This is a genomic window from Streptomyces sp. JLBJ103 (assembly GCF_058215575.1).
In genome coordinates this window covers 7,969,223-7,991,034 of record NZ_CM177089.1, presented here as the reverse complement: position 1 = coordinate 7,991,034, position 21,812 = coordinate 7,969,223, and the positions used below count along the sequence as shown (strand labels likewise).

The window sequence follows — 21,812 nt, the reverse complement described above, 5'->3', positions numbered from 1 at the left end:
TGTGTCCGCACCTGGAGCCAACTAGCCTCCGTAACCGTCGCGTTACCGAACGCACTTTTCAGTATTCGCGTTCAGCACCGTTCGGTATACGCGTCCACCCACTGCTCCAGGCCCGATACCGGCAACGGAGGAGAGATGACCGACACCCTCACGGACACGGCGAGCGACACCGGCCCGGAACCGGGTTACCCGATCGACAGGAGCCCCCGCTGCCCCTTCTCCCCGCCCGCCGGGCTGCGGGAGTTACAGACCACGGCGCCGCTGCGGAAGGTCCGGCTGTGGAACGGCAGCAGTGCCTGGGTGGTCACCCGGTACGAGGAACTGCGCGCCCTCGCCGGAGACCCCCGGATCAGCAGTGACATCCTGCGCCCCGGCTTTCCGCACGTAAGCCTCGGCAGTCTGGAGCGCGCCCGCCGCCAGACGTCCTTCCTCGTGATGGACGACCCCGCCCATGCCCGGCTGCGCCGGATGGTGACCGGGCCGTTCGCGGTCAAGCGGATCCAGGCGATGCGTCCGGAGATCCAGCGGCTGGTGGACGAGCTGATCGACACCATGCTGGCCGGGCCCTCCCCCGCCGATCTGGTGCGGGAGTTCGCGCTGCCGCTGCCGTCCCTGGTCATCTGCCGCCTGCTCGGCGTTCCCTACGCCGACCACGCGTTCTTCCAGCGCAACAGCGCGGCCCTGCTCAGCCGGAACTCCGCGGACCGGGCCACCGAGGCCCAGCGCATCCTGACGGACTATCTGGACGGGCTGGTCGGTGAGAAGCTGGCCCGCCCCGCCGACGATCTGCTCTCCGTCCTGGCCACCGAGCAGGTGGCGACCGGTCTGCTCGAGCGGCGTGATCTGACGGCCATCGCCATCCTGCTCCTGGTCGCGGGGCACGAGACCACCGCCAACATGATCGCGCTGGGCACCCTCGCCCTGCTCCGCCACCCCGACCAGCTCGACGCCCTGCGGGCCACGGACGACCCGGCGCGTATCGCCGCGGCGGTCGAGGAACTGCTGCGCCAACTCACCGTCGTCCAGACCGGGCTGCGCCGGCTGGCGCTGGAGGACATCGAAATCGGCGACCAGGTGATCCGCGCGGGCGAGGCGGTCATCCTGGCCATCGACGCCGCCAACCATGACGCGGCGGTGTTCTCCGAGCCCGACCGCCTGGACCTCGACCGCGACGCCCGCCACCACGTGGCCTTCGGCTACGGCGTCCACCAGTGTCTGGGCCAGCAGCTGGCCCGGGTGGAGCTCCAGGTCGTCTACGGCACGCTCTACCGGCGTATCCCCACCCTGCGCCTGGTCGGTGATCCGGCCGAACTCCCCTACAAGCACGACTCCATCGTCTACGGGGTCCATGAACTGCCTGTCGCGTGGTGAGGGCGGATTCCACCGCCGTCACCATCGCCGCTGCCGACAACCCCCCACCCCCGATCGAGGAGAAGAAAGCCCTATGCGGGTGACCTTGCACCAGGACAAATGCGTGGCCTCCGGCCAATGCGTGCTCGCCGCGCAGGAGGTGTTCGACCAGCGTGACGAGGACGGTGTCGCGGTCCTGCTCGACGACAACCCGCCAGCCGAAGCCCACGACGACGTCCGTCACGCCGCCGCCGTCTGCCCCGCCCTCGCGATCACCCTGGCAGAGTCGTGAACACCACCCGCAACGTGGTCATCGTGGGAGCCTCCGTCGCCGGGCTCACCACGGCCGTGACCCTCCGCACGCTCGGCTACGACGGCCGTCTCACCCTCATCGGGGACGAGCCGCACACCCCGTACGACCGGCCCCCGCTGTCCAAGCAGATCCTGGCGGGCACCTGGGAACCGGACCGCATCAAACTGCGCACCGACGAGGAGCTGTCCGCGCTCGACGCCGAGTTGCTCTTCGGCAGGTCCGCCACCGGTCTGGACATCGCCGCCGGGCGGGTACTGCTGGACGGAGGTGACAGCGTGGCCTACGGCTCGCTCGTCATCGCCACCGGGGTGAACGCCTGCCGGCTGCCCGGCGTCGAGCTGGCGGGAGTGCATCTGCTGCGCACCCTCGACGACGCCCTCGCCCTGCGCGCCGCGATGCTGCGCGGGCCCAAGGTGGCCGTGGTGGGCGCCGGTTTCCTCGGTGCCGAAGCGGCCGCGGCCGCCCGTGGGATGGGGCTGGAGGTCACCCTGATCGACCCCCGGCCGGTGCCCATGCGGCGCCAGTTCGGCGACCGCGTCGGCGCGCTCGTCGGACAGCTCCACGAGGACCACGGTGTGTCCGTGCGCTGCGGCACCGGGGTGAACCAGTTCCTCGAGTGCGACGGCCGGGTGACCGGTCTGGAACTCACCGACGGCATCAAGCTGGACGCGGACCTCGTCGTGGTCGCGGTCGGCGCCACCCCTGCCACCGGCTGGCTCCAGGAGTCCGGACTGCTGCTGACCAACGGTGTGGAGTGCGACGCCACCTGCCGGGCCGCCCCGGGGATCTACGCGGCCGGGGACGTGGCGTCCTGGCACAACAGCCACTTCGACGCCCCGATGCGGCTGGAGCACCGGCTGAACGCGACCGAGCAGGCCCAGGCCGTGGCCCGCAATGTGCTCGGCGAGCAGCTGCCGTTCGCCCCGGTGCCGTACTTCTGGACCGACCAGTACGACGCGCGTATCCAGGCGTACGGCATCTTCCCGGCCGACGCGGACCTCGCCGTGCTCCACGGCGAGCTGGAGAACCGCCGCTTCGTCGCCGCCTACGGCCATCGGGGCCGGGTGGTCGGGGTGCTCGGCTGGAACTGCCCGCGCGAACTGCGCAAACTGCGCCGACTCGTCGTCGACCGGGCGCCGTGGTCGTCGATCGGGGCACAGGAGTGCCTGACCGCCGCATGGTGAGAGCCGGGTGAGAGCCCGCTGAAGCCGGGTGAGAGCCCGCTGAAGGCCGCACCGGGGGGCGGGACGTCGCCTCTGGGAGGCGGGCCGACACCTCGCGGTCAGCCGCCGGTGACCGCGACGTCAATTTTCCGCCATGCGCGCTGGTGAGGCTGGTCGGATGCTCGTCCGTCGTGTTCTCGTCCAAGGCGTCACCGTCGCTCCCCACCACTGCCGACTGCTCGGGCTCGCGGGCTCGGTGGCGCTGGCGCTGGGGGGAGCGACGGCCGGAGCGCTGCCGGTCGCGGACGCCCTCACACCCGACTCCGGCAGGGCCGCCCTCGGCCTGGTCAGCACCTACTTCGGACTGGTGCTGCTGATCGCAGCCTGGTGGTGGCTGGGGCGCGCGGTGCGCGGACCGCGTCCGCCCGGCATCCGGAGCCTGCTCCTCACCCTCGCCGTCTGGGCCGCTCCGCTGCTGCCCGCTCCCCCGCTGTTCAGCCGGGACGTGTACAGCTATCTCGCCCAGGGCGCGATGGTGCACGCCCAGATCGATGTGTACTCCCACGGCCCGATCCAGCTGGGCGGACCGCTCGCGGCCGAGGTGGCGCCGGTGTGGCAGCACACCCCGACCCCGTACGGACCGGTCTCCCTGGCGTTCGAGACCGCGGTCGCGCACGCCTCGCGCGCCGAGCCGTCCCTCGGGATTCTGTGGCTGCGGCTGGTCGCGCTGCTCGGTGTGGCACTGATGGTGCTGGCGCTGCCGGTGCTCGCCCGGCGCTGCGGCACCGATCCGGCCGGTGCGCTGTGGCTCGGGGCGCTCAACCCGCTGTTGCTGCTGCATCTGGTGGGCGGGGCGCACAACGACGCCGTGATGCTCGGACTGCTGGGCGCCGGTCTGGTGGCCGCGACGGGCCGGTGGCCCGCGTGCGGCGCGGTGCTGGTCACGCTCGCCGCCCTGGTCAAGGCACCGGCGGCGCTGGGGCTGCTGGCCGTGGCCTCGCTGTGGGCACGCCGGGTGGAGGGCCGCCGACGGCGGGTGGGAGCCGTACTGGCCACCGCCGCGCTGGCGCTCGCCACGACCGGCGCGGCCACGGCCGTCACCGGTACCGGATATGGCTGGATCAGCGCGCTGGGCACCCCGGCCTCGCCCGACAACTGGGCGCTGACCAGCGCCCTCGGACGTGCCACCGGTGCCCTGCTGGAGGCGGTCGGCAGCGGTCTGGCCCCGCTGGCCACCCCGGCGTGGCAGACCCTGGGGCTGCTGGCCACCGCCGTGGCCGTGGTGGTGGTCTGGCTGCGCCCGCCCCGGCGGCGGCCGCTGTACGCGCTCGGGCTGAGCCTGACGGCGGTGGCGTTGCTCGGCCCGGCGCTGCGGCCCTGGTATGTGCTGTGGGGACTGTTCCTCATCGCGGCGGCGGCGCCGGCCGGAGCGGTGCGCCGCGCGGTGGCCGCGGGCAGCGGGGTGCTGGCCCTGGCCGTACTGCCGAGCGGATTCGCCCCGGACGCACGGCAGTTGACGTTCGCGGTGTGCGGAGGGGCGCTGGCGCTCTTCGTGCTGTGGGGTGCCGGGCACACCCCGGGGTTCACCACCGGACCTGCCCTGTCCGCCGCGTCCGGCGGCCACCGCCCGGAGCGTGCCGTATGAGCGGGCCCATCCGTATGAGCGGGCCCGCCACCCGACGCGGACGGCTGCTGCTGGCGGCCGGGCTGACGGCGGCCGTGGCGCTGTTCCTGGTCACGGTCCCGCTGCACCGGCACTGGTTCGACCTCAATGTGTACTACGGGGCGGTCGGCCACTGGCTGCGGGACGGCCGTATCTACGAGTTCACCACTCCCGGGGCGGACGGCGCGGACTACGGCTTCACCTATCCGCCGTTCGCCGCCCTGTGCATGCTGCCGATGACCCTGGTGAGCTGGCCGGGTGCGGTCACCATCAGCACGGCGCTCAATGTGGCCGCCTCCGCCACCGTGCTGGGCTGGCTGATCGGCCCACTGGTGCGCAGGCAGGGCTGGATCCCGTGGTTCGCGTTCACCGTGGCGGCCTGTCTGTTCGCGCTGCTGGAACCGGTGCGCGACACCTTCAGCTTCGGCCAGGTCAATCTGCTGCTGCTGGTCCTGGTGCTCTTCGACGCGTGGCTGCTGTCCAGCGGGCGCGGCCGGTTCGCCGGATACGGCACCGGCCTGGCCGCGGCCATCAAACTCACTCCGGCGATCTTCATCGTCTATCTGGCGGTGACCCGGAGGTGGCGTGCCGCCGCCACCGCCGCGGGCACCGCCGTGGCCGCCACGCTGCTGGCCGCCTGGGTGGCGCCGGGCGCCTCGCGGGAGTACTGGACCGAGGCGCTGTGGGACACCGACCGCATCGGTGTGCTCGCCTATGTCTCCAACCAGTCCTGGGAGGGGGTACTGGCCCGGCTCGTCGAACCGCTCCAGCCGAGCGGGGTGTTGTGGGGACTCGGGGTGCTCGCCGTCCTGGCCGTCTGGGCGTACCGGGTGCGCGGCGCGGCCGCCGCCGGGGACGAGACGGCCGGTTTCGCGCTGACCGGTGTGGCCGCCTGTCTGATCAGCCCGATCACCTGGGTGCACCATCTGGTGTGGCTGATCCCGGCGTTGGCGGTGCTCGCCGAGTCCGCGCTGCGGCCCGACGCGCCCCCGGCCCGCCGCCGGACGCTGCTGCGGACTGCCGCGGTGGTCCATGTGCTGCTGTGCAGCAGCCTGGTGTGGCTGTGGCGGTTCGACTCCACGGGGGTGGGCGGATTCCTCGGCAGCAACGCCTATGTGTGGATCTGTCTGGGGCTGCTGATCGCCCTTCCGCTGCGCGACACACTGCCGGAGACGGGCCCGGCACCGGCCGGGGGTACTGGGCGCCGGATGACGGGGCAGACGGAGCGATGAGCACGGAACCTGGCCCGGACCGTACTCCAGGATCAGAGATGTCCGGACCCAAGCCGGAAGCGAGGTCGCGGCCCATGTCGCAAACGATGTCGCGGGCACTGCCGCAGACACTGCCGCAGGCACCGCCCCACCCGGTGCCGCAGCCGGCACGCCGCCCCGTGTACCGCCGGGTTCCGGTGCGCCGGATCCTGTGTCTGCTGCCGCTGGCCGCCGTCGCCGTGTGGGTGCTCCAGCACCGGTCGCTGATCGGCTCCGGCGCCCGTCAGATGCTGACCGCCGATCCCTGGTGGCTGCTGGTGGCGGTGGCGACGACCGGGTTCGGCTGGGTGGCGGTGTCGTTCGCCCGGCAGGGCACGGTGCTGGAACGGCTCCCGGCGCGGCGGCTGTTCGCCACCCAGTTCGCGGCGGGCGCCGCCAACCACCTGCTGCCGTCGGGGATCGGCGCCAGCGCGGTGAACATCCGCTTCATGACCGGCTGCGGCCTGACGACCGCCCGTTCCTCGGCCGCGCTCGCGCTGTACTTCCTCGCCGAGGGGGTGACCCGGGTCGGTCTGCTGGCCGTGCTGTTCCTCGCCTTCCCCGAGGCGCTGCGGCTGGGCCCGATACTGCCCGACCGGTCCGGCGCCGTGGTGGTGGCGGTGGTGGCGTCCGGGGCGGTTGCCCTGGTGGCGGGGGCGCTGCTGATCCGCCCGGTGCGCCGACTGGCCCGGACGTTCCTGGGGACCGCGCTGTCCGACGCGAGGTCGCTGCACAAGCGGCCGTCCCGGGCGCTGGCCCTGTGGGGCGGTTCGCTGGCCTTTCCGCTGCTCCAGGCGGCGGGGCTGGTGGCGGTGGCGCTCGCGCTGGAGCTGGAGGTGCGGTCGGCGCATGTGATGCTGGCGTATCTGGCCGCCACGGCGGTGGCCTCTCTGGTCCCCTCCCCCGGTGGTATCGGTTCGGTGGACGCCGCACTGGTCATCGCGCTGGTCGCGGCGGGCGCACCGGTCGAGGCCGCCACGTCCACCGTGCTGGCCTACCGCTTCATCACGCTGTGGCTGCCGCTGCTGCCGGGTGCGCTGGTGCTGGGCGCCCTGGTGCGCGCGAAGATCCTCTGACGCCCTCGGTTCAGCTGCCGGGGTGGTGCATCAGCAGCTGTACGGCGGGGCCGAGCACGCGGCGTTCGCGCAGGGTGAGCTCGACACCGCCGAATCCGGCCCGGGTCGCCTCGGTCACCAGGCGCTCGGGCGGAATACCGAGCACATGGCGGTGCACGGTGAGCACCATCCGTCCGCCGGGGCGCAGCACCCGCAGCAGTTCACGGAATCCGGCCGGGCGGTCCCAGTGCATGACGTTGTTGACGGACAGCACGGCGTCCACCGCGGCGTCCGGGCATCCGGTGCGTTCCGCGGTGCCGTCGCGGACGTCGAGCGTGCCCGCCGCGATCCGGGTCGCACAGCGCCGGATCGCCATCCGGCGCATGGTGGCCGACGGGTCGACGGCGATGACCCGGCCGCCCGGTTCCACGGCGGCCACCGCCGGTGCCAGTCCGACGCCCGGACCGGGCCCGACGACCAGCACCCTTTCGCCGGGGCGCAGCGCCGCCCGGTCCACGGCCCAGCGCTCCTGCGAGGCGTTGAGTCGTGCCATCACCACGCCGCCCACGGTGCCCAGGGGGCCGCGCGGACGGCCGAAGGCCTCGTCCAGCAGACGGTGGGCGGGCTCCGGGTGTTCTTCGGGGGGCTTGTCGCGGGACATGGCCGCCTCCTCGCTCATCCGTGCCGGAGGGTCAGGACGTCGTACGGCGCGTCGTGTGCGACGTCCACGCGGGTGCCGAGGCGGGAGCTCACCCGGTCGAGGGTGCTGCCGAGCCAATCCGCGTCCCGGCGCGTGGCGTGGCACAGCCGCATCCGCCGCGACTGGAGGGGCACCATACGCAGGTCGACCAGGCGTCCGCTGCCGGCCGCCACGCGGACCAGGTGGAGCAGCCGCAGATCGTCCCGGTACCGCTCATAGCCGGTGATGCCCTCGTAGTCGTCGATGAGGTCGCCGCAGCCGTAGAGGATCAGCTTGCCGCGGTACACCTCGGCCGGACGGGGGTGGTGGGAGGAGTGGCCGTGGACGAGGTCGAGCCCGCCGTCGATCAGTGCGTGGGCGAAGCTGACCTGGTCCGGGGGGATCTCGTAGCCCCAGTTGCCGCCCCAGTGGATCGAGGCGACCGCGATATCGCCGGGCCGCTTGATCCCGCACACCCGGGCCGCGATCGCGGCGGCGCCGGCGTCCGTCAGCTCGGGCACGAAGTCAACCCCGGGGCGGTCGTCGGTGGCGGCCCAGCGGTACGGGATTCCGCTGGAGGGGGTACCGAAGGCGAAGACCAGGATCCGCCGGTTCTCCCCGGCCGGGACGACAGCGGGGCGCCGGGCGGCGGTGATGTTCCGTCCGGCTCCGGCCACCCGGAGCCCGGCCCCGGCAAGCGCGTCGAGGGTGTCCTCGAGGCCGTGCGGGCCGCTGTCGAGGACATGGTTGTTGGCCAGGACGCATACATCGGGCCGGGCCGCGGCCAGGCAGGGGAGGTTGGCCGGGTTCATGCGGTAGTGGAGCTCCTTGCCGAGTGCGTATTCACCACCGGCTGTGACGCTGGTCTCCAGGTTCAGCACCCGGGCATCGGGCGCGGCCTCGTCCAGTACCGCCAGCGCGTCGCCCCACGGCCAGATGAAGTCGACCGGTCGCGGAATCGGGCCGTTCCGCTCCTCGGCCAGCCCGACATAGGCACGGGAGTCACGGATGTACGGCTCCCGCAGCTCCGGGTCGCCGGGGTGCGGCAGGATCTGGTCGACGCCGCGGGCGAGCATCACATCGCCGCAGAGGAAGAGCGTCAAGGCGTCGCCGTCCATGGTTTCAACGTACTGCCTCGGCCACCGGGACGCCTGTCGCCCACCGACGGCCCTCGCGGGGCGCGGACAACCAGTAAGGACAAACAGTAAGGATGACAGCTCTCGCGGCGCAAATGACCAAGGTTTACTGAGCCTTTCCCGCCGATTCTCCTCCTGGCCGTTGTGCCGAGCGGTCAGACCGGAACAGACTGCCCCGGTTGCTTCCCCCGCCTCGCACACCACAGGAGACCGGACCGATATGACCTCCATCGACCGTCGCAGATTCATGCAACTGGCCGGTACCAGCGCGACCCTGTCCCTGCTGTCCACCAGCATCGCCCGCGCCGCCTCGATTCCGGCGAACCGTCGCACCGGCAGTCTGCGGGACATTGAGCACATCGTGGTGCTTATGCAGGAGAATCGTTCCTTCGATCACTACTTCGGAACTCTGAACGGGGTGCGCGGGTTCGGCGATCCGCATCCGGTGCGGCTGCCCAGCGGCAAGCCGGTCTGGCACCAGTCCGACGGCAGCAAGGAAATCCTGCCGTTCCGGCCCGAGGTGGACGACCTGGGGCTCCAGTTCCTCCAGGACCTCCCGCACGGCTGGCCCGATACCCACGCCGCGTTCAACAACGGCGCCTACGACAAGTGGGTTCCTGCCAAGTCCGCCACCACCATGGCGTACCTGACCCGCAAGGACATCCCGTTCCACTACGCGCTGGCCGACGCGTTCACCATCTGCGACGCGTACCACTGCTCGTTCATGGGCTCCACCGACCCCAACCGCTACTACTTGTACACCGGTTACACCGGCAACGACGGCAAGGGCGGCGGTCCGGTCCTGGACAACGCCGAGCTCGGCTACGGCTGGACCACCTACCCCGAGCGGCTGGAGAAGGCCGGGGTCTCCTGGAAGGTCTACCAGGACATCGGCGACGGGCTGGACGCCAACGGCGGCTGGGGCTGGATCGACGACGCCTACCGGGGCAACTACGGCGACAACTCGCTGCTGTTCTTCAACCAGTACCGCAACGCCAAGCCCGGCGACCCGCTCTACGACAAGGCCCGCACCGGCACCAACGCCAAGAACGGCGACGGCTTCTTCGACATCCTGCGGGCGGACGTGCGGGACGGGAAGCTGCCCCAGATATCCTGGATCGCGGCGCCCGAGGCCTTCACCGAGCACCCCAACTGGCCCGCCAACTACGGCGCCTGGTACATCGCCCAGGTCCTGGACGCGCTGACCTCCAACCCCGAGGTCTGGAGCAAGACCGCGCTGCTCATCACCTACGACGAGAACGACGGCTTCTTCGACCACGTGGTCCCGGCGTACGCGCCCGCCAAGGACCGCGGCGCCTCGACCGTGGACACCACCGAAGAGCTCTACCCGGGCTCCGCGAAGTTCGCCGCGGGCCCCTACGGCCTGGGCCAGCGAGTGCCGATGCTGGTGGTGTCGCCGTGGAGCACCGGCGGCTATGTGTGCTCCCAGACGCTGGACCACACCTCGATCATCCGCCTCATGGAGGAGCGCTTCGACGTCGAGGAGCCGAATATCTCGCCGTGGCGGCGCGCGGTGTCCGGGGATCTGACGGCGGCGTTCGACTTCTCGCGCACCGACACCAAGGTCCCGTCGCTGCCGGACACCGACGGCTATCTGCCGCCGGACAACGAGCGGCACCCGGACTATGTGCCCACGCCCCCGGCCCAGGGCTCCCTGCCCCGTCAGGAGTCCGGTCTGCGGCGCGCCCGGCCGCTGCCGTACGACCTGTCCGCCAACGCCACCGTGGCGGACGGCAGCCTGCGGCTGGACTTCGCCAACCGCGGCAAGGCCGGCGCGCACTTCCACGTCACCTCCGCGAGCCACCCCGACGGGCCGTGGGGCTACACCGTCGAGGCGGGCAAGCAGCTGTCCGGCACCTGGCGGGCCGCCGCGGACAAGGACACCTACGACGTCGAGGTGCACGGGCCGGGCGGCTTCGTCCGCCACTTCACCGGACACATCACCGGCCGCGGTCCGGAGGTGACGGCCCGTCATGACCGGGCGACCGGCGATGTCGAGCTGACCCTGACCAACCAGGGCGACAAGACCGTGCGGCTGACCGTCACCGACGGCTACCGCCACCAGAAGACGGCCGAGTACCGGCTCCGGCCGGGTGGCCGGACCGTGCACACCGTGGACACCGGGCGCAGCCACCAGTGGTACGACGTGTCGGTGACCTCCGACGCGGACAGCGGCTATCTGCGACGGCTGTCCGGCCACGTCGAGACGGGCAGGGCGGGAACCAGCGACCCCGCGCTGTCCGCGGGCTGACCTCCGCGCCCGGCGCACTTCCGCGCGCGTCCGCCCGGCGGCTTCCGCCGGGCGGACTCGTGTGCGTACACCGGTATTTCATTCAAGACTGAAACACGACGTGTCGTCGCACGACCCGTTACGGCCCCTGGCCTGAACGTGATACGGAGGTAAAGGAAGCAGGCGGTGGACACACGGGGGCGCTGTGCTACGCATTCATTTCACCGGTCAGGATCTGGGACTCACCCACGTGGCCGCGGGACCGGTCGCGATGTGGGAGACCATGCTGAGTCTGCACAGTCTCCGGCAGCAGAACGGGGGGCTGGTCCCCGCGCAGTGGCGGCGGTCGGTCGGCCCCAAACTGCCCCGCTCGACCGGTCTGTTGACCGCCCTGGTGCCGGCAAGGGGCTATTTTCCGGACTTTCTCACCCCGGCGGCCCCGCTGTACGACGCGGACGAAGGTCTCGACGCGGTGCTGAGCACTCCGTGGGCCCAGCTGCGGCGCGATCTCACACTGCTCGCCGGAGGGCGGCGGCTGCCCCCGTGGGCACGTTCGCTGGCCGAGGGCGACGGCGATGCGCTGGCGCTGCTCGGACGCGCCGTCGAGGCGTACCACGAGGTCGCCATCGCCCCGTACTGGGAGCGCATCCGGGCCCAGGTCGACCATGAGCGGTTACGGATGTCCACACCGATGCTCAGCGGTGGCACCGAGGCGCTGCTGTCCGCGCTGCCGCTGTGTCTGCGCTGGCGGCGGCCGGTGCTGGAGGCGGACTACCCCGTCGACCGCGATCTGCGGCTCGGCGGCCGCGGACTGCTGCTCATCCCCTCGTTCTTCTGCCGGCGCACCAGCATCACCCTGCTGCACCAGGACCGGACACCGGTGCTGGTGTATCCGGTACAGCACCGGCTGCTCGACGAGGGCCCCGCGGCCCAGGGCCGCCCCTCGCTGGCCAAGCTGCTGGGGCCGACCCGGGGCGCCGTGCTGGAGGCGGCCGAGGGGAGCTGTACGACCGGTGAACTCGCCCGGCGTGTGGGCATCCTCGTCTCCTCGGCCAGCCAGCACGCCACGGTGCTGCGCAACGCCGGACTGCTCACCAGCAAGCGGATGGGCAATACGGTGGTGCACTCGCTCACTCCGCTCGGCAGCCAGCTGCTGTACCGCGGGACCGTGCCGCTGACACTGACCGAACCGGGGCGGTGAACGAGCGGGCCCGCACCATCCGCGCTCACCCCTGGCACGGTAGATTCGACCTCGAACGATGGAACCGCCGGTTCGCCGTCGCGTCAGCGTTCGCAGCCGATGTGAGGAGCCCGCCCGTGTCCGGCCACCGATCCATTACCGACACCGAGAAGCTGGTCGCGGCCAAGCTCGGCGGCATTCCGGTCCGCCGTGAGCAGATGGCCATGGTGTCCAACATCTACCGGGCCGCGTCGGCGGTGCGACAGCATCTGGAGAACTCGGTGCTGCGCGGCTGCGATCTGACCTGGACGGCCTTCGTGGTGCTCTGGGTGGTGTGGATCTGGGGCGAGTCGGAGACCCGCAACGTGGCGGAGGAGGCGGGCATCTCCAAGGGCACGCTCACCGGAGTCGCCCGCACGCTGGAGTCCCGCGGTCTGATCCGGCGCTCCGGCCACCCCAGCGACGGCAGGCTGGTGCTGCTGAGCCTCACCGAGGAGGGCGAGGCGCTGATGCGCCGGGTCTTCCCGGAGTTCAACGAGGAGGAGGCGTTCGTCGCCGGGCAGTTGTCCGACGAGGAGTGTCTGCGCACCGCGGAGGCGCTGCGCCGGGTGGTGCTCCAGGTCGAAACACACGGCGAGGAGCGCAGGCTCGCCCTCCTGGACGGCGCCGAACCGGCCCCGCGCCGCAGCGGACGCCGTCCGAAGGCGTAGGCCCGGTCCGGGCACGATCAGCGGCGCTCGCGGGCGTCAGCCACGGCGCGGCGGGCGGATGCCGCGGTACTCCCAGTCGCCGCCGAGGGCGGTGGACAGCACCTCCTCCGACTGAGTGGGCTGGGCTCCGACATCGGTACGGATCGGGGTGGGCCCGGCCACGATGTGGTTGCTGAGCCTGCCAAGTCCCTCCACCTCGACCTCGACCACATCGCCTGGCCGCACCGGGCGGGAGCCGGCCGGGGTGCCGGAGAGCAGCACATCGCCGGGGTGGAGGGTGATGGTGCGGGCGATGTCGGCCACGAGGTAGTGCATGTCCCACTCCATCTCGTCGGTGCAACCGTTCTGCACCATCAGCCCGTTGACATAGGTGCGCAGATACTTGCCGCGGAAGTCCCAGTCGGTGACCAGCCCCGGGCCGAGCGGGCAGAGCGTGTCCGAGCCCTTGACCCGCAGCATGGATCCGGCGTCGGTGTCCCGGAAGTCGTGCAGCCCGTAGTCGTTGGCCACGGTGTATCCGGCGATGTACCCGCCCGCCTCGTCCGGGGACACATTGCGGCAGGTCCGGCCGATGACGATAGCCACCTCACCCTCGTAGTTGAGCCACTTGCAGCCCTCGGGACGGACCACGGCGCCCCGGTGGGCGTTGAGCGCCGAACTGGGTTTGTGGAAGTAGGTGGGGGCAGCGGCCGGCGCGATCTGGAACTCCGCCGCGCGGCTGCGGTGGTTGAGGTGGACGGCGATCACCTTGGTGGGCATCACGGGCGGCAGATGGTGTGCCTCCTCGGCCTTGACCCGCCGGCCGTCCCCGGCGACCAGCTCCTCGCCGTCGCGGACGGCCTGGACAGCGGCGCCGTCGAGGAGGATACGGCGGTACTCAGGCATGGGCGGACTCCTGTGTCAGGGTGCGGGGCGCGGTCCAGCCGGCGGTGGGCCGGTCGAACCAGAGATGGGCCTGACCGGTGCCGACGGAGTTCTCGTAGCCGCCGTACTGGCGGGCGGTGGCGGTGCACTCCGCCCCGCCGAGGGCCCCGGCCATCATCAGGTAGTGGGAGAAGCGGGCCTCGGGCTTGTGGGCCAGGAACTCCGGCATGGTGCGCAGCACTTCCTCGTGGCGGCCCTCCGTGAACCATGCGATGCGCTGCTCGTCGGCGGCGCGGGCCTCGGGGGTGAAGATGTGCGCGGGGTCGCTGGACTCGTGGTCGCGCAGTTCACGCAGCGGCCAGAAGGTGTGCGAGAGCGCGCCGGAGGCGATGAGCAGGACCCGGCGGCCGGGAGTGGCGGCGATGCCGTCGGCCAGGGCCCGGCCGAGCCGCAGATGGTCCTCCATGTCGCCGGTCTGGCAGACGCCGATGGACACCCAGCGTTTGCCGGGGAGGCCCGCGCCCAGGAACGTCCACAGATTGATGGTGGCGTAGTGGACGGGCAGATACGGGTCGTCGATGGCGGTGATCCAGGTGCCGTGCTTCTCGGCGAACCTGGCCACGTTGTAGGCGAGTTCGGCGTCGCCGGGGAAGTCGTAAGGCATCCGGCACATCCCGCGCGGCAGTTCCTCGGAGGTGAACAGCCCTGCGCGGCGCGGCTGGGCGGTCACCACGAACTCCACGGTGGTGGCCCAATGAGAGTCGAGGACCACCACCGTGTCGTAGATGTCGCGCTTGAACACCTCACGGCGGAGCCGCTCGAGCCCGGTGACGAGGGTGATCTCTCGGCCCTCGTTCAGCCGCAGCCGGTCCTCCTTCGGGAGCACGATGGTCGGCACATGGGCGAGCAGCCCCGCCCCGGCGATCTCACCCATGGCTCCGCCATCCCTCCGGGGCCGTGACGGTGTTCTTCAGGTCGCAGTAGAAGTCGAAGCTCCAGGTGCCGCCTTCGCGGCCGATACCGGAGCTGCGGGAGCCGCCGAAGGGGGCCTGGAGGTCGCGGACGAAGAAACAGTTGACCCAGACGGTGCCCGCGACGAGCCGGTCGGCCACCCGTTCGGCGCGTTCGCGGTCGCCGGTGGCGAGGGTGGCGGCGAGGCCGAACCGGGTGTCGTTGGCGAAGGTGACGGCTTCGTCCTCGGTGTCGAAGGTCTGGAGGGTGAGCACCGGCCCGAACACCTCCTCCTGGACGATCTCGGAGTCCTGGGCGACATCGGTGAGCAGGGTCGGCCGGTAGTGGAGACCACCGAGGCCGGTGTGGGGGCCGCCGCCGACGACCGCGCGCGCTCCCGCGTCCAGGGCGCGGCGCACAAAGCCGTCGATCCTCTCCAGCTGGCGGGCGTGGATGACGGGGCCGAGGTCGGTGGCCTCGTCGCGCGGATCGCCCTGGACCAGTGCGGCGGCCTTCGCGGTGAACCGTCGGGTGAACTCCTCGGCCACGGAGGTCTCGACGAGCAGCCGGGTGGCGGCCAGACACACCTGCCCGGCGTTGTCGTACTGCTCCACCGCCAGGTCCACGGCCAGGTCGAGATCGGCGTCGGCGAACACCAGCAGCGGCGACTTGCCACCGAGTTCCAGGCTGAGCGGGGTGAGATGGTCGGCGGCGGCTCGGGCGATCCACCCGGCCGTGGGCACCGAGCCGGTGAAGCTGATGCGGCGTACCCCGGGGTGGGAGACCAGGGCGCCGCCCGCCTCGGCGCCGTGGCCCTGGAGGACGTTGAGCACCCCGGGCGGCAGACCGGCCTCGGCGGCGATGTCGGCGAGCAGGGACGCGGTCAGCGGGGACCACTCGGCGGGTTTGAGGACCACGGTGTTCCCCGCGGCGAGGGCCGGGGCGACCTTCCAGGTGGCCAGCATCAGCGGCGCGTTCCACGGGGTGATGAGGGCGCAGGGTCCGGCTGGGTCCCAGGTGATGTGGTTGGTGTGGCCGCAGGTGGTGAAGTCCTCGTGCTCGCGGTCCAGTGTGAGCAGCCAGTCGGCGAAGAAGCGGAAGTTGTGGGCGACCCGCGGCATCACCCCACGGCGGTGGGAGCGCAGCAGCGCGCCGTTGTCGGCGGTTTCGACGGCCGCGAGGTCCTCGAGCCGCTTCTCGACACCGTCGGCGATGGCGTGCAGCACCCGGGCCCGCTCGGCGCGCGGGGTCGCGGCCCAGGCGGGGAAGGCGTCGCGGGCGGCGGCCACGGCGGCCTCCGCCTCGGTGGCACCTCCGCGGGCGATCTCGGCAAGGGGGGTGTCGTCGATCGGTGAGACATCGGTGAAGGTGTCCGGGGAGGCGACGCGCCGGCCGCCGATCCAGTGCCGGGTGTCGACGGGGATTCCGGCAACGGTGGTCCGGTGGGTCATCCTGCGCTCCGTGTGACGGGGGGTGGAATCGGGTGGCCCGGGGCGGGGTACGGCGGGGTGGTGGAGCGCTTAGGCGCCCGAGGTGCCGGACTCCAGCAGTCGGCCGCCGTCCCAGACGACGCCGACCTGGCGGTGGTACGCGGCGATCGGTTCGCGGATCTCCAGCCGGGCCAGCTCCTCGGTGGGCGCCTCGAAGAGCTCCAGTTCGGCGTCGCCCCGCCATGCCGGCCCGGCCTCGAACTCGGCCGCGCCGGAGGCGATCAGCTCGTCCAGGGCCAGCCCCTTGCCCTTCTCGATGGAGGGGAGCCAGCGGTGGTGGGCCATGGGGTGGCCGTTGACAAAGCCCCCGGTCTCCGAGGGTTCGCGCAGGGTCAGCACCGCCTGGGCCAGTCGGCGGTCCGCGGCGGCCAGGGTGGCACCGAAGCGGGCGCCGGGGGCGATCCGGGGGGCCGGGCCGTAGGGGTGGGGGCGGGTGAGGTGCACCGAGCCCAGCTTCTTGGGATAGCCCTGGTGCAGTCCGCGGGCGATGGCGAAGTCCTTGTCGACCCAGATGTAGACACAGCGCGAGTAGGTCTGTCCGCGGTAGGCGCAACGGACCACCGCGAACACCTCCTTGTACTGGGCGCGCACCGGGTCCAGCAACTCTTCCTTCGTGGCGGAGCACGACTGCCAGTCGGCCCAGATCAACGCGACCGCGCCGGGGTCCTCCTCGGCGAGCTCCAGTGGTCCGGGCAGCAGTTCCCGCACCCGCGCGGGGTCGGTGCGGTACTCGACGGTGAGCAGATCGCCGGAGTAGTGCCAGGGCGGGGAGGGGATGAGGGACGACGCGCCGGTCGCCGTCTTGGGGTGGAAGTAGCCGCGGAGGCCGGACATGGTCTCGCTCCTCAGACAGTGGCGGGAGTGGGGACGGCGACCCCGTTATTCGTTTGACTTCAAACAAGATAGGCAGCCATCGAATCCTGGTCAATGCCCGCCCGGATGGACAAATATGAGGCCCAACCCCCTTGCGGGGCGAGACCTCCCTCCATACCGTTTGGGATCAAATGAACGCCCTGAGGCATCCGACCCGCCCGAGGAGGCATCGGTGACCGCCCATGACCCCGCGCACGTCCGCCGGCACATGGACCGGCTCGCCGCCGAGGGCATCGATGTGGTCCGGGTGTCCTTCCCCGATCTCATCGGGATCGACCGGTCCCGCGATGTCCTGCTGGAACATCTGCCCACCTCCTGCGCACACGGGCTGGCCTTCTGCCGCGCCGTCTACCACACCAGCCCGCAGGGAGATACGGTCCCGGTCTCCGGCGGACTCGACGCGGGGATGCCCGATGTGGTCGTCACCCCCGATCTGGACACCCTGGTCACCCTGCCCTGGGAGCCCGGGGTCGCCTGGTGTCTCGGTGACACCGCCGATCCCACCACCGGCGCCCCGGCTCCCGAGTCACCGCGCGATCTGCTCCGCTCCGTTCTCGCCAACTGCGCGGACGCCGGGCTGCATCCAGTCGTCGGCCCCGAGCTGGAGTACTTCCTGCTGGAGCCGGACCCGGCCGCCCCCTCGGGCTGGCGCCGCCACTCGGAGGTCCCCGGCGCCGTGTACACCGCGGGGCTGTGCGCCGACCCGGGCAACCATCTGCTGCGCACCCTGCGGTTGCTGCGCGACCTCAACATCGGTGTGGTCACCGGCAACCACGAATTCGACGGTGGGCAGTACGAGATCAATCTGACCCACTCCGCCGGTCTGGACGCCGCCGACCGCGCCTTCCGCTTCAAGTCCGCCGTCAAGGAACTGGCCCGCAAGGAAGGCAAGTTGGCCACCTTTATGGCCAAACCGCGCAATGACGCGAACGGCTCGGGCTTCCATCTCCATCTGTCCTGCGACACCCCCGAGGGTCGCAACGCCTTCACGGACCCCGCGGCCCCCTTCGGTCTCTCCGACACCGCGCGCCACGCCATCGCGGGCATCCTCGCCCACGCCCCGGCGCTGGCCGCGCTGCACAACCCGACCGTCAACTCTTACAAGCGCTTCGGCCCCGACACCCTCGCCCCCTGGCTCATCGACTGGGGCCTGGACAACCGCAGCGCCATGGTCCGGATACCGCCCGAGCGCGGCGCGGGCACCCGCCTCGAACTGCGCCTCGGCGACGCGGGGGCCAATCCCTACCTCGCCATCGCGTCCGTGTGCGCCGCCGCGCTGCTCGGTGTCCAGGACGCCACGGAGCCACCCGCCCCGCTCGAGGGCTACGGCTACGGCCCCGAGAAGTCCCCGATCCTGCCGCGGACGCTGGGAGCCGCACTGGATGCCCTGGAGGCCGACGAGGCGCTGACCGGTGTCCTCGGCAAGGACTTCACCGCGTCCTTCCTCGCCTACAAACGCAATGAGGTCCAGCGCTTCGAACGCCACGTCACCGACTGGGAGTTCGCCGAGTACGCCTACCACCTCTGACAGCCGCGACGAGCCGGCCGCGGACGGCCCCGACCGCGAAGGAGTCAGTGTGACCTCCCCCGCCACCGCTCCCACCGGAGTGCCCGAACCTCTCCCCCTCGACGAGGTGGACCTGACCGACCTCGACGCTTCGACTTCGTCCAGGAGGTGTCCGCGGACTTGCCCTCGCACCGGCTCGCCTCGGTGACCGGGGACCGTGCGGTACTCGCCCGGTTTTTCACCCTCGTGCCACCGGTCTGAGCCCACGGGTCCGCCGCCCCGGGGTGCAACGATGGTTCGCGGGCCGAGCGGCCGAGCGACCGAACACCCGCCGAGCGACGAAGGAGCCCCGCATGAGGAGCGCAGATCTGCTGGCCGACGCCTTCGACCGGGTGTCCGAGGCCGTACACATGGCCGTGGACGGCCTCGGCGAGGACGAGCTGACCGAACGGCTCGACGCCGGGGCCAATTCCATCGCCTGGCTGGTGTGGCATCTGACCCGCATTCAGGACGACCATGTCGCCGATGCCGCGGGCACCGAGCAGCTCTGGACGGCCGACGGCTGGTACGAGCGGTTCGGACTGCGGTTCCCACCGGCGGCCACCGGCTACGGCCACCGCGGCAAGGACGTGGCGGCGGTCCGGGCGGATGCCTCGCTGCTCACCGGGTACTACGACGCCGTCCACGAGAACACGCTCGCGTATGTACGGGGGCTCCGTAACACCGACTTCGACCGCATCGTGGACGAGGCGTGGACCCCGGCGGTGACCCTCGGCGTCCGGCTGGTCAGCGTTATCGCGGACGATCTGCAACACGCCGGACAGGCGGCCTTCGTCCGCGGGGCGCTGCGGCGGCGTTAGGACGCGCCGCTCGCGGTGTCCTCCGACTCGTCCTCCAACGAGTCGGTTTCCTCCGACGAGACGGCGTACTGGGCGATCCCGTGGCCGAAGGACCAGTCGATCGACTCGTTCTCAGTGACCGTGATGAACACATTGCGCGGCTCGGTCTCCGCGTACTCCTCTGCCAGCTCCGCGATCCGCCGGTACAGCGCCCGCTTCCGCTCGGGCGGCCGCCCGGAGCGCATGGTGATGGCGATGAACACGATGCCGTCGTCGCGGCGCACACCCAGATAGTCGTCGTAGCGCAGGGTGCCGCTGGTGCCGTCGTGTCCGGTCAGGATCTGGAACCGGTCGTCGGGCGGAAAGCCGATCGTCTCCACGAGGGCGTCGTGCACGGCGCGGCCGAGCGCGTCCAGCCGCTCGCTGTCGGCCCTCAACGCGTCGATACGGACCAGGGGCATGGCGGAGCTCTCCTTCGTCGATCGCCGATCACGGCCATTGCGACCGACTGTACATACTAGTAGGTACAACACTTCACAGTTGTTCGGGCATCGCCGATGTGGTCAGCCCTGGCTGATGACCCGCTGACCGGCCGCCGCGACACCGTCGGCGGTTGCGCGCGCACCGGAAGTCTCAGGGCGTGGTGGCCGGTGCCGTGGCGGGATTGGCCGCCGTGCCCTCGGTGCTCAGCAGCACGAGGGTGGCCGCCGGCCCGAGTCCGAGCGCACCACGGCGGTCGTCGGCGCCCTGCCCGGTGAGAGCGGCGCGCACCCCGGCCAGCGAGGCGGCGCCGCACGGCCCCGAGGAGATACCGAGGGCGGCGAGGTCGCGGGAGGCACGGGCGCTGTCGGCATCGGTGATGGCCACAGCGGCGTCCAGCCCGTCGCGCAGCACCGGCCAGGCGAGGCTGGAGGGCGTGCCGCAGTTCAGGCCCGCCATGGTGGTCTCGCCGGTTTCCACGGCGACCGGCTCCCCGCGCACCAGGCTCGCCAGCACACATGCCGCGGCCACCGGCTCCACGGCCAGCAGAGCGGGAGCGGGTCCGGTGGGGCGGCTCCGGTAGTGGGTGACGGCGGCCTGGGCGAGCGAGCCCACCCCCACCGGAACGGCGAGCAGATCCGGCAACTCGACGCCCGCGCTGTGCAGTTGCTCATCGATCTCGTGGAACAGGGTGGCGTATCCCTCGACGATCCAGCCCGGGATCTCCTCGTAGCCGGGCCAGGCGGTGTCCTGGACCAGTACGGCCGGAGGGCGCTCCGCGGCCTCGGCCGCGCGCCGTACCGCCGTGTCGTACGGCCCGTCCACCCGGGTCACCCGCGCGCCCTCGGCCTCGATCGCGGCCACCGCGTCGGGGTGCACACCGCGGGGGACGAAGACATGGGTGGGCCGTCCGTTCAACCGCGCCATCCGGGCCACGGCACGGCCGTGGTTGCCGTCGGTCGCGGTCACCAGCCGTACGGGAGCGTCCGGCGACCGCCCCGACAGGACCCGGTGGACCGCCCAGGACGCGCCGAGCGCCTTGAACGCGGGCAGCCCGAGGCGGGACGACTCGTCCTTGACGAACACCCGGCCGACGCCCAACTCTGCGGCGAGCGCGGGATGTTCGGACAGCGGAGTGGGCGCGTAGCCGGACCACGCGGCGTGGAAGCGGCGCACGCCGTCCGGGGCAGGCGCACACCTCCAGGTCCGGGCGGCGGGCCGGGCGAACCACCTGGCGGGAGGCTGAGCGGGAGAAGGCATGGGGTGCACCCCACCACCGTGCCGTCCGCCCCTGTCCCCGGTCCAGCACCTGGCCCCGGGGTGTCCATCGCAGCCCACCCCCGGGTCGGCCATCAGCGTCGTCCGCTGCGCCGGTCCGGCGTACGGCGCGACGCGACGGTTCCGGTGTCCGCCACCCTCACCCCGAGCACATCGGCGAACATCGGGGCGAGTTCCAGCAACTGCGCGCCGGTGATCACCGACCCGCGCAGCGCGTCATGGCCGTCGGTGATCTCCAGCCGGGTGGCGTCCCGCAGATCGGCACCGTCCATCCGGGCCCCGGCGAACCGCACGCCCTCCAGCGCCGAGCCCGGGAACTCCGCCCGTGTCAGCGCGGCCCCGCTGAAGTCGACGTCCCGCAGCAGACAGTCGGCGAAGGTGACCTCCCGCAGGGTGGCGGTGCGGAGGTTGACCGACTCGAGCTTGCAGCGGTGGAAGGTGACCCGGTGCAGCTTCGCGCCGAACGTCTCCAGACCGGCGAGCACACAGCCGATGAGCTCGGCGTCCAGCCAGTCCGTCTCCGCCAGGTCGGTGCCGACCCAGCGCACTCCGTCCAGCCAGACGTCGTTGAACCGGGCGCCGCGCAAGCGCCCCGCGGTGAAGTTCACGGAGGAGAACGCGCACTCGAGGAACCGGGCGTTGCCACCCTCCGCTCCGTCGAAGTCGGCGCCGTCCAGATGGACGGTGTCGTAGTCACCCTCGTCGGTGAGGGGCCCGTCGTACGCGCGCAGATGGCGTGCGTACGGCAGATCGGCGAGCCGGCGAGGGGACGGCATGGGA

Annotated in this window: 20 protein-coding genes; 11 read left to right on the top strand and 9 right to left on the bottom strand. The window is 71.7% G+C overall.

Going from position 1 to position 21,812, the window contains the following annotated elements:
* Positions 1 to 135: 135 nt before the first annotated feature.
* From AC4BEG_RS34225 to AC4BEG_RS34200, 6 genes are all read left to right on the top strand, one after another.
* Positions 136 to 1,371: a cytochrome P450 gene (locus AC4BEG_RS34225; RefSeq protein ID WP_490703550.1), complete on the top strand. Its 1,236-nt coding sequence runs from the start codon at positions 136 to 138 to the stop codon at positions 1,369 to 1,371.
* A 73-nt stretch (positions 1,372 to 1,444) separates the two neighbouring features.
* Positions 1,445 to 1,642, top strand: a complete 198-nt coding sequence (locus AC4BEG_RS34220) for a ferredoxin (protein ID WP_201874998.1) — start codon at positions 1,445 to 1,447, stop codon at positions 1,640 to 1,642.
* Positions 1,639 to 2,847 carry an NAD(P)/FAD-dependent oxidoreductase gene (locus AC4BEG_RS34215; RefSeq protein WP_490703549.1) on the top strand — a complete coding sequence of 403 codons (1,209 nt, stop codon included), beginning with the start codon at positions 1,639 to 1,641 and terminating at the stop codon, positions 2,845 to 2,847. The genes AC4BEG_RS34220 and AC4BEG_RS34215 overlap by 4 nt, the downstream gene beginning before the upstream one ends.
* A gap of 157 nt (positions 2,848 to 3,004) precedes the next feature.
* Positions 3,005 to 4,471 carry a polyprenol phosphomannose-dependent alpha 1,6 mannosyltransferase MptB gene (mptB, locus tag AC4BEG_RS34210; RefSeq protein ID WP_490703548.1) on the top strand — a complete coding sequence of 489 codons (1,467 nt, stop codon included), beginning with the start codon at positions 3,005 to 3,007 and terminating at the stop codon, positions 4,469 to 4,471.
* 14 nt (positions 4,472 to 4,485) lie between these two features.
* Complete coding sequence (locus AC4BEG_RS34205; protein WP_490707298.1) at positions 4,486 to 5,721, top strand: glycosyltransferase 87 family protein; 1,236 nt, start codon at positions 4,486 to 4,488, stop codon at positions 5,719 to 5,721.
* Positions 5,722 to 5,795: 74 nt separating this feature from the next.
* Complete coding sequence (locus AC4BEG_RS34200) at positions 5,796 to 6,815, top strand: lysylphosphatidylglycerol synthase transmembrane domain-containing protein (protein ID WP_490703547.1); 1,020 nt, start codon at positions 5,796 to 5,798, stop codon at positions 6,813 to 6,815.
* A gap of 10 nt (positions 6,816 to 6,825) precedes the next feature.
* Here the strand turns inward: AC4BEG_RS34200 and AC4BEG_RS34195 are convergent, their stop codons facing one another.
* Both AC4BEG_RS34195 and AC4BEG_RS34190 read right to left on the bottom strand, forming a co-directional pair.
* On the bottom strand, positions 6,826 to 7,455 hold the full coding sequence (locus AC4BEG_RS34195) for a class I SAM-dependent methyltransferase (protein ID WP_490703546.1): 630 nt from the start codon (positions 7,453 to 7,455) through the stop codon (positions 6,826 to 6,828).
* Between the two features lie 14 nt (positions 7,456 to 7,469).
* Entirely contained in the window at positions 7,470 to 8,591 is a 1,122-nt protein-coding gene (locus AC4BEG_RS34190) for a CapA family protein (RefSeq protein WP_490703545.1), read from the bottom strand.
* 238 nt (positions 8,592 to 8,829) lie between these two features.
* Here AC4BEG_RS34190 and AC4BEG_RS34185 point away from each other — a divergent pair, with 238 nt between their 5' ends.
* From AC4BEG_RS34185 to AC4BEG_RS34175, 3 genes are all read left to right on the top strand, one after another.
* Positions 8,830 to 10,881, top strand: a complete 2,052-nt coding sequence (locus AC4BEG_RS34185) for a phosphocholine-specific phospholipase C (protein ID WP_490703544.1) — start codon at positions 8,830 to 8,832, stop codon at positions 10,879 to 10,881.
* Positions 10,882 to 11,065: 184 nt separating this feature from the next.
* Positions 11,066 to 12,061, top strand: a complete 996-nt coding sequence (locus AC4BEG_RS34180; RefSeq protein WP_490703543.1) for an ArsR/SmtB family transcription factor — start codon at positions 11,066 to 11,068, stop codon at positions 12,059 to 12,061.
* A 116-nt stretch (positions 12,062 to 12,177) separates the two neighbouring features.
* Positions 12,178 to 12,750: a MarR family winged helix-turn-helix transcriptional regulator gene (locus AC4BEG_RS34175; RefSeq protein WP_490703542.1), complete on the top strand. Its 573-nt coding sequence runs from the start codon at positions 12,178 to 12,180 to the stop codon at positions 12,748 to 12,750.
* Between the two features lie 36 nt (positions 12,751 to 12,786).
* Here the strand turns inward: AC4BEG_RS34175 and AC4BEG_RS34170 are convergent, their stop codons facing one another.
* The 4 genes from AC4BEG_RS34170 to AC4BEG_RS34155 form a co-directional block, all read right to left on the bottom strand.
* A complete protein-coding gene (locus tag AC4BEG_RS34170) occupies positions 12,787 to 13,635 on the bottom strand; it encodes a fumarylacetoacetate hydrolase family protein (protein WP_490703541.1) in 849 nt (282 codons plus the stop codon).
* Positions 13,628 to 14,548, bottom strand: coding sequence for a 3,4-dihydroxyphenylacetate 2,3-dioxygenase (locus tag AC4BEG_RS34165; RefSeq protein ID WP_490703540.1), 921 nt, complete (start codon positions 14,546 to 14,548; stop codon positions 13,628 to 13,630). Before AC4BEG_RS34165 ends, AC4BEG_RS34170 begins: the two co-directional genes overlap by 8 nt.
* Complete coding sequence (locus tag AC4BEG_RS34160) at positions 14,541 to 16,016, bottom strand: aldehyde dehydrogenase (protein WP_490703539.1); 1,476 nt, start codon at positions 16,014 to 16,016, stop codon at positions 14,541 to 14,543. The genes AC4BEG_RS34165 and AC4BEG_RS34160 overlap by 8 nt, the downstream gene beginning before the upstream one ends.
* Positions 16,017 to 16,085: 69 nt before the next feature.
* Positions 16,086 to 16,889, bottom strand: coding sequence for an acetoacetate decarboxylase family protein (locus AC4BEG_RS34155; protein WP_490703538.1), 804 nt, complete (start codon positions 16,887 to 16,889; stop codon positions 16,086 to 16,088).
* Between the two features lie 247 nt (positions 16,890 to 17,136).
* On the opposite strand from AC4BEG_RS34155, the gene AC4BEG_RS34150 reads away from it, so the two are divergent.
* Together AC4BEG_RS34150 and AC4BEG_RS34145 are read left to right on the top strand one after the other, a co-directional pair.
* Complete coding sequence (locus tag AC4BEG_RS34150; RefSeq protein WP_490707297.1) at positions 17,137 to 18,456, top strand: glutamine synthetase family protein; 1,320 nt, start codon at positions 17,137 to 17,139, stop codon at positions 18,454 to 18,456.
* 332 nt (positions 18,457 to 18,788) lie between these two features.
* Positions 18,789 to 19,295, top strand: coding sequence for a mycothiol transferase (locus AC4BEG_RS34145; RefSeq protein WP_490703537.1), 507 nt, complete (start codon positions 18,789 to 18,791; stop codon positions 19,293 to 19,295).
* On the opposite strand, the gene AC4BEG_RS34140 is transcribed toward AC4BEG_RS34145, so the two are convergent.
* The 3 genes from AC4BEG_RS34140 to AC4BEG_RS34130 form a co-directional block, all read right to left on the bottom strand.
* Positions 19,292 to 19,735: a tautomerase family protein gene (locus AC4BEG_RS34140; protein ID WP_490703536.1), complete on the bottom strand. Its 444-nt coding sequence runs from the start codon at positions 19,733 to 19,735 to the stop codon at positions 19,292 to 19,294. The genes AC4BEG_RS34145 and AC4BEG_RS34140 overlap by 4 nt on opposite strands.
* Before the next feature lie 172 nt (positions 19,736 to 19,907).
* Complete coding sequence (locus AC4BEG_RS34135) at positions 19,908 to 21,014, bottom strand: diaminopropionate ammonia-lyase (RefSeq protein ID WP_490703535.1); 1,107 nt, start codon at positions 21,012 to 21,014, stop codon at positions 19,908 to 19,910.
* A 92-nt stretch (positions 21,015 to 21,106) separates the two neighbouring features.
* Complete coding sequence (locus AC4BEG_RS34130) at positions 21,107 to 21,808, bottom strand: pentapeptide repeat-containing protein (protein ID WP_490703534.1); 702 nt, start codon at positions 21,806 to 21,808, stop codon at positions 21,107 to 21,109.
* Between the last annotated feature and the right edge of the window lie 4 nt (positions 21,809 to 21,812).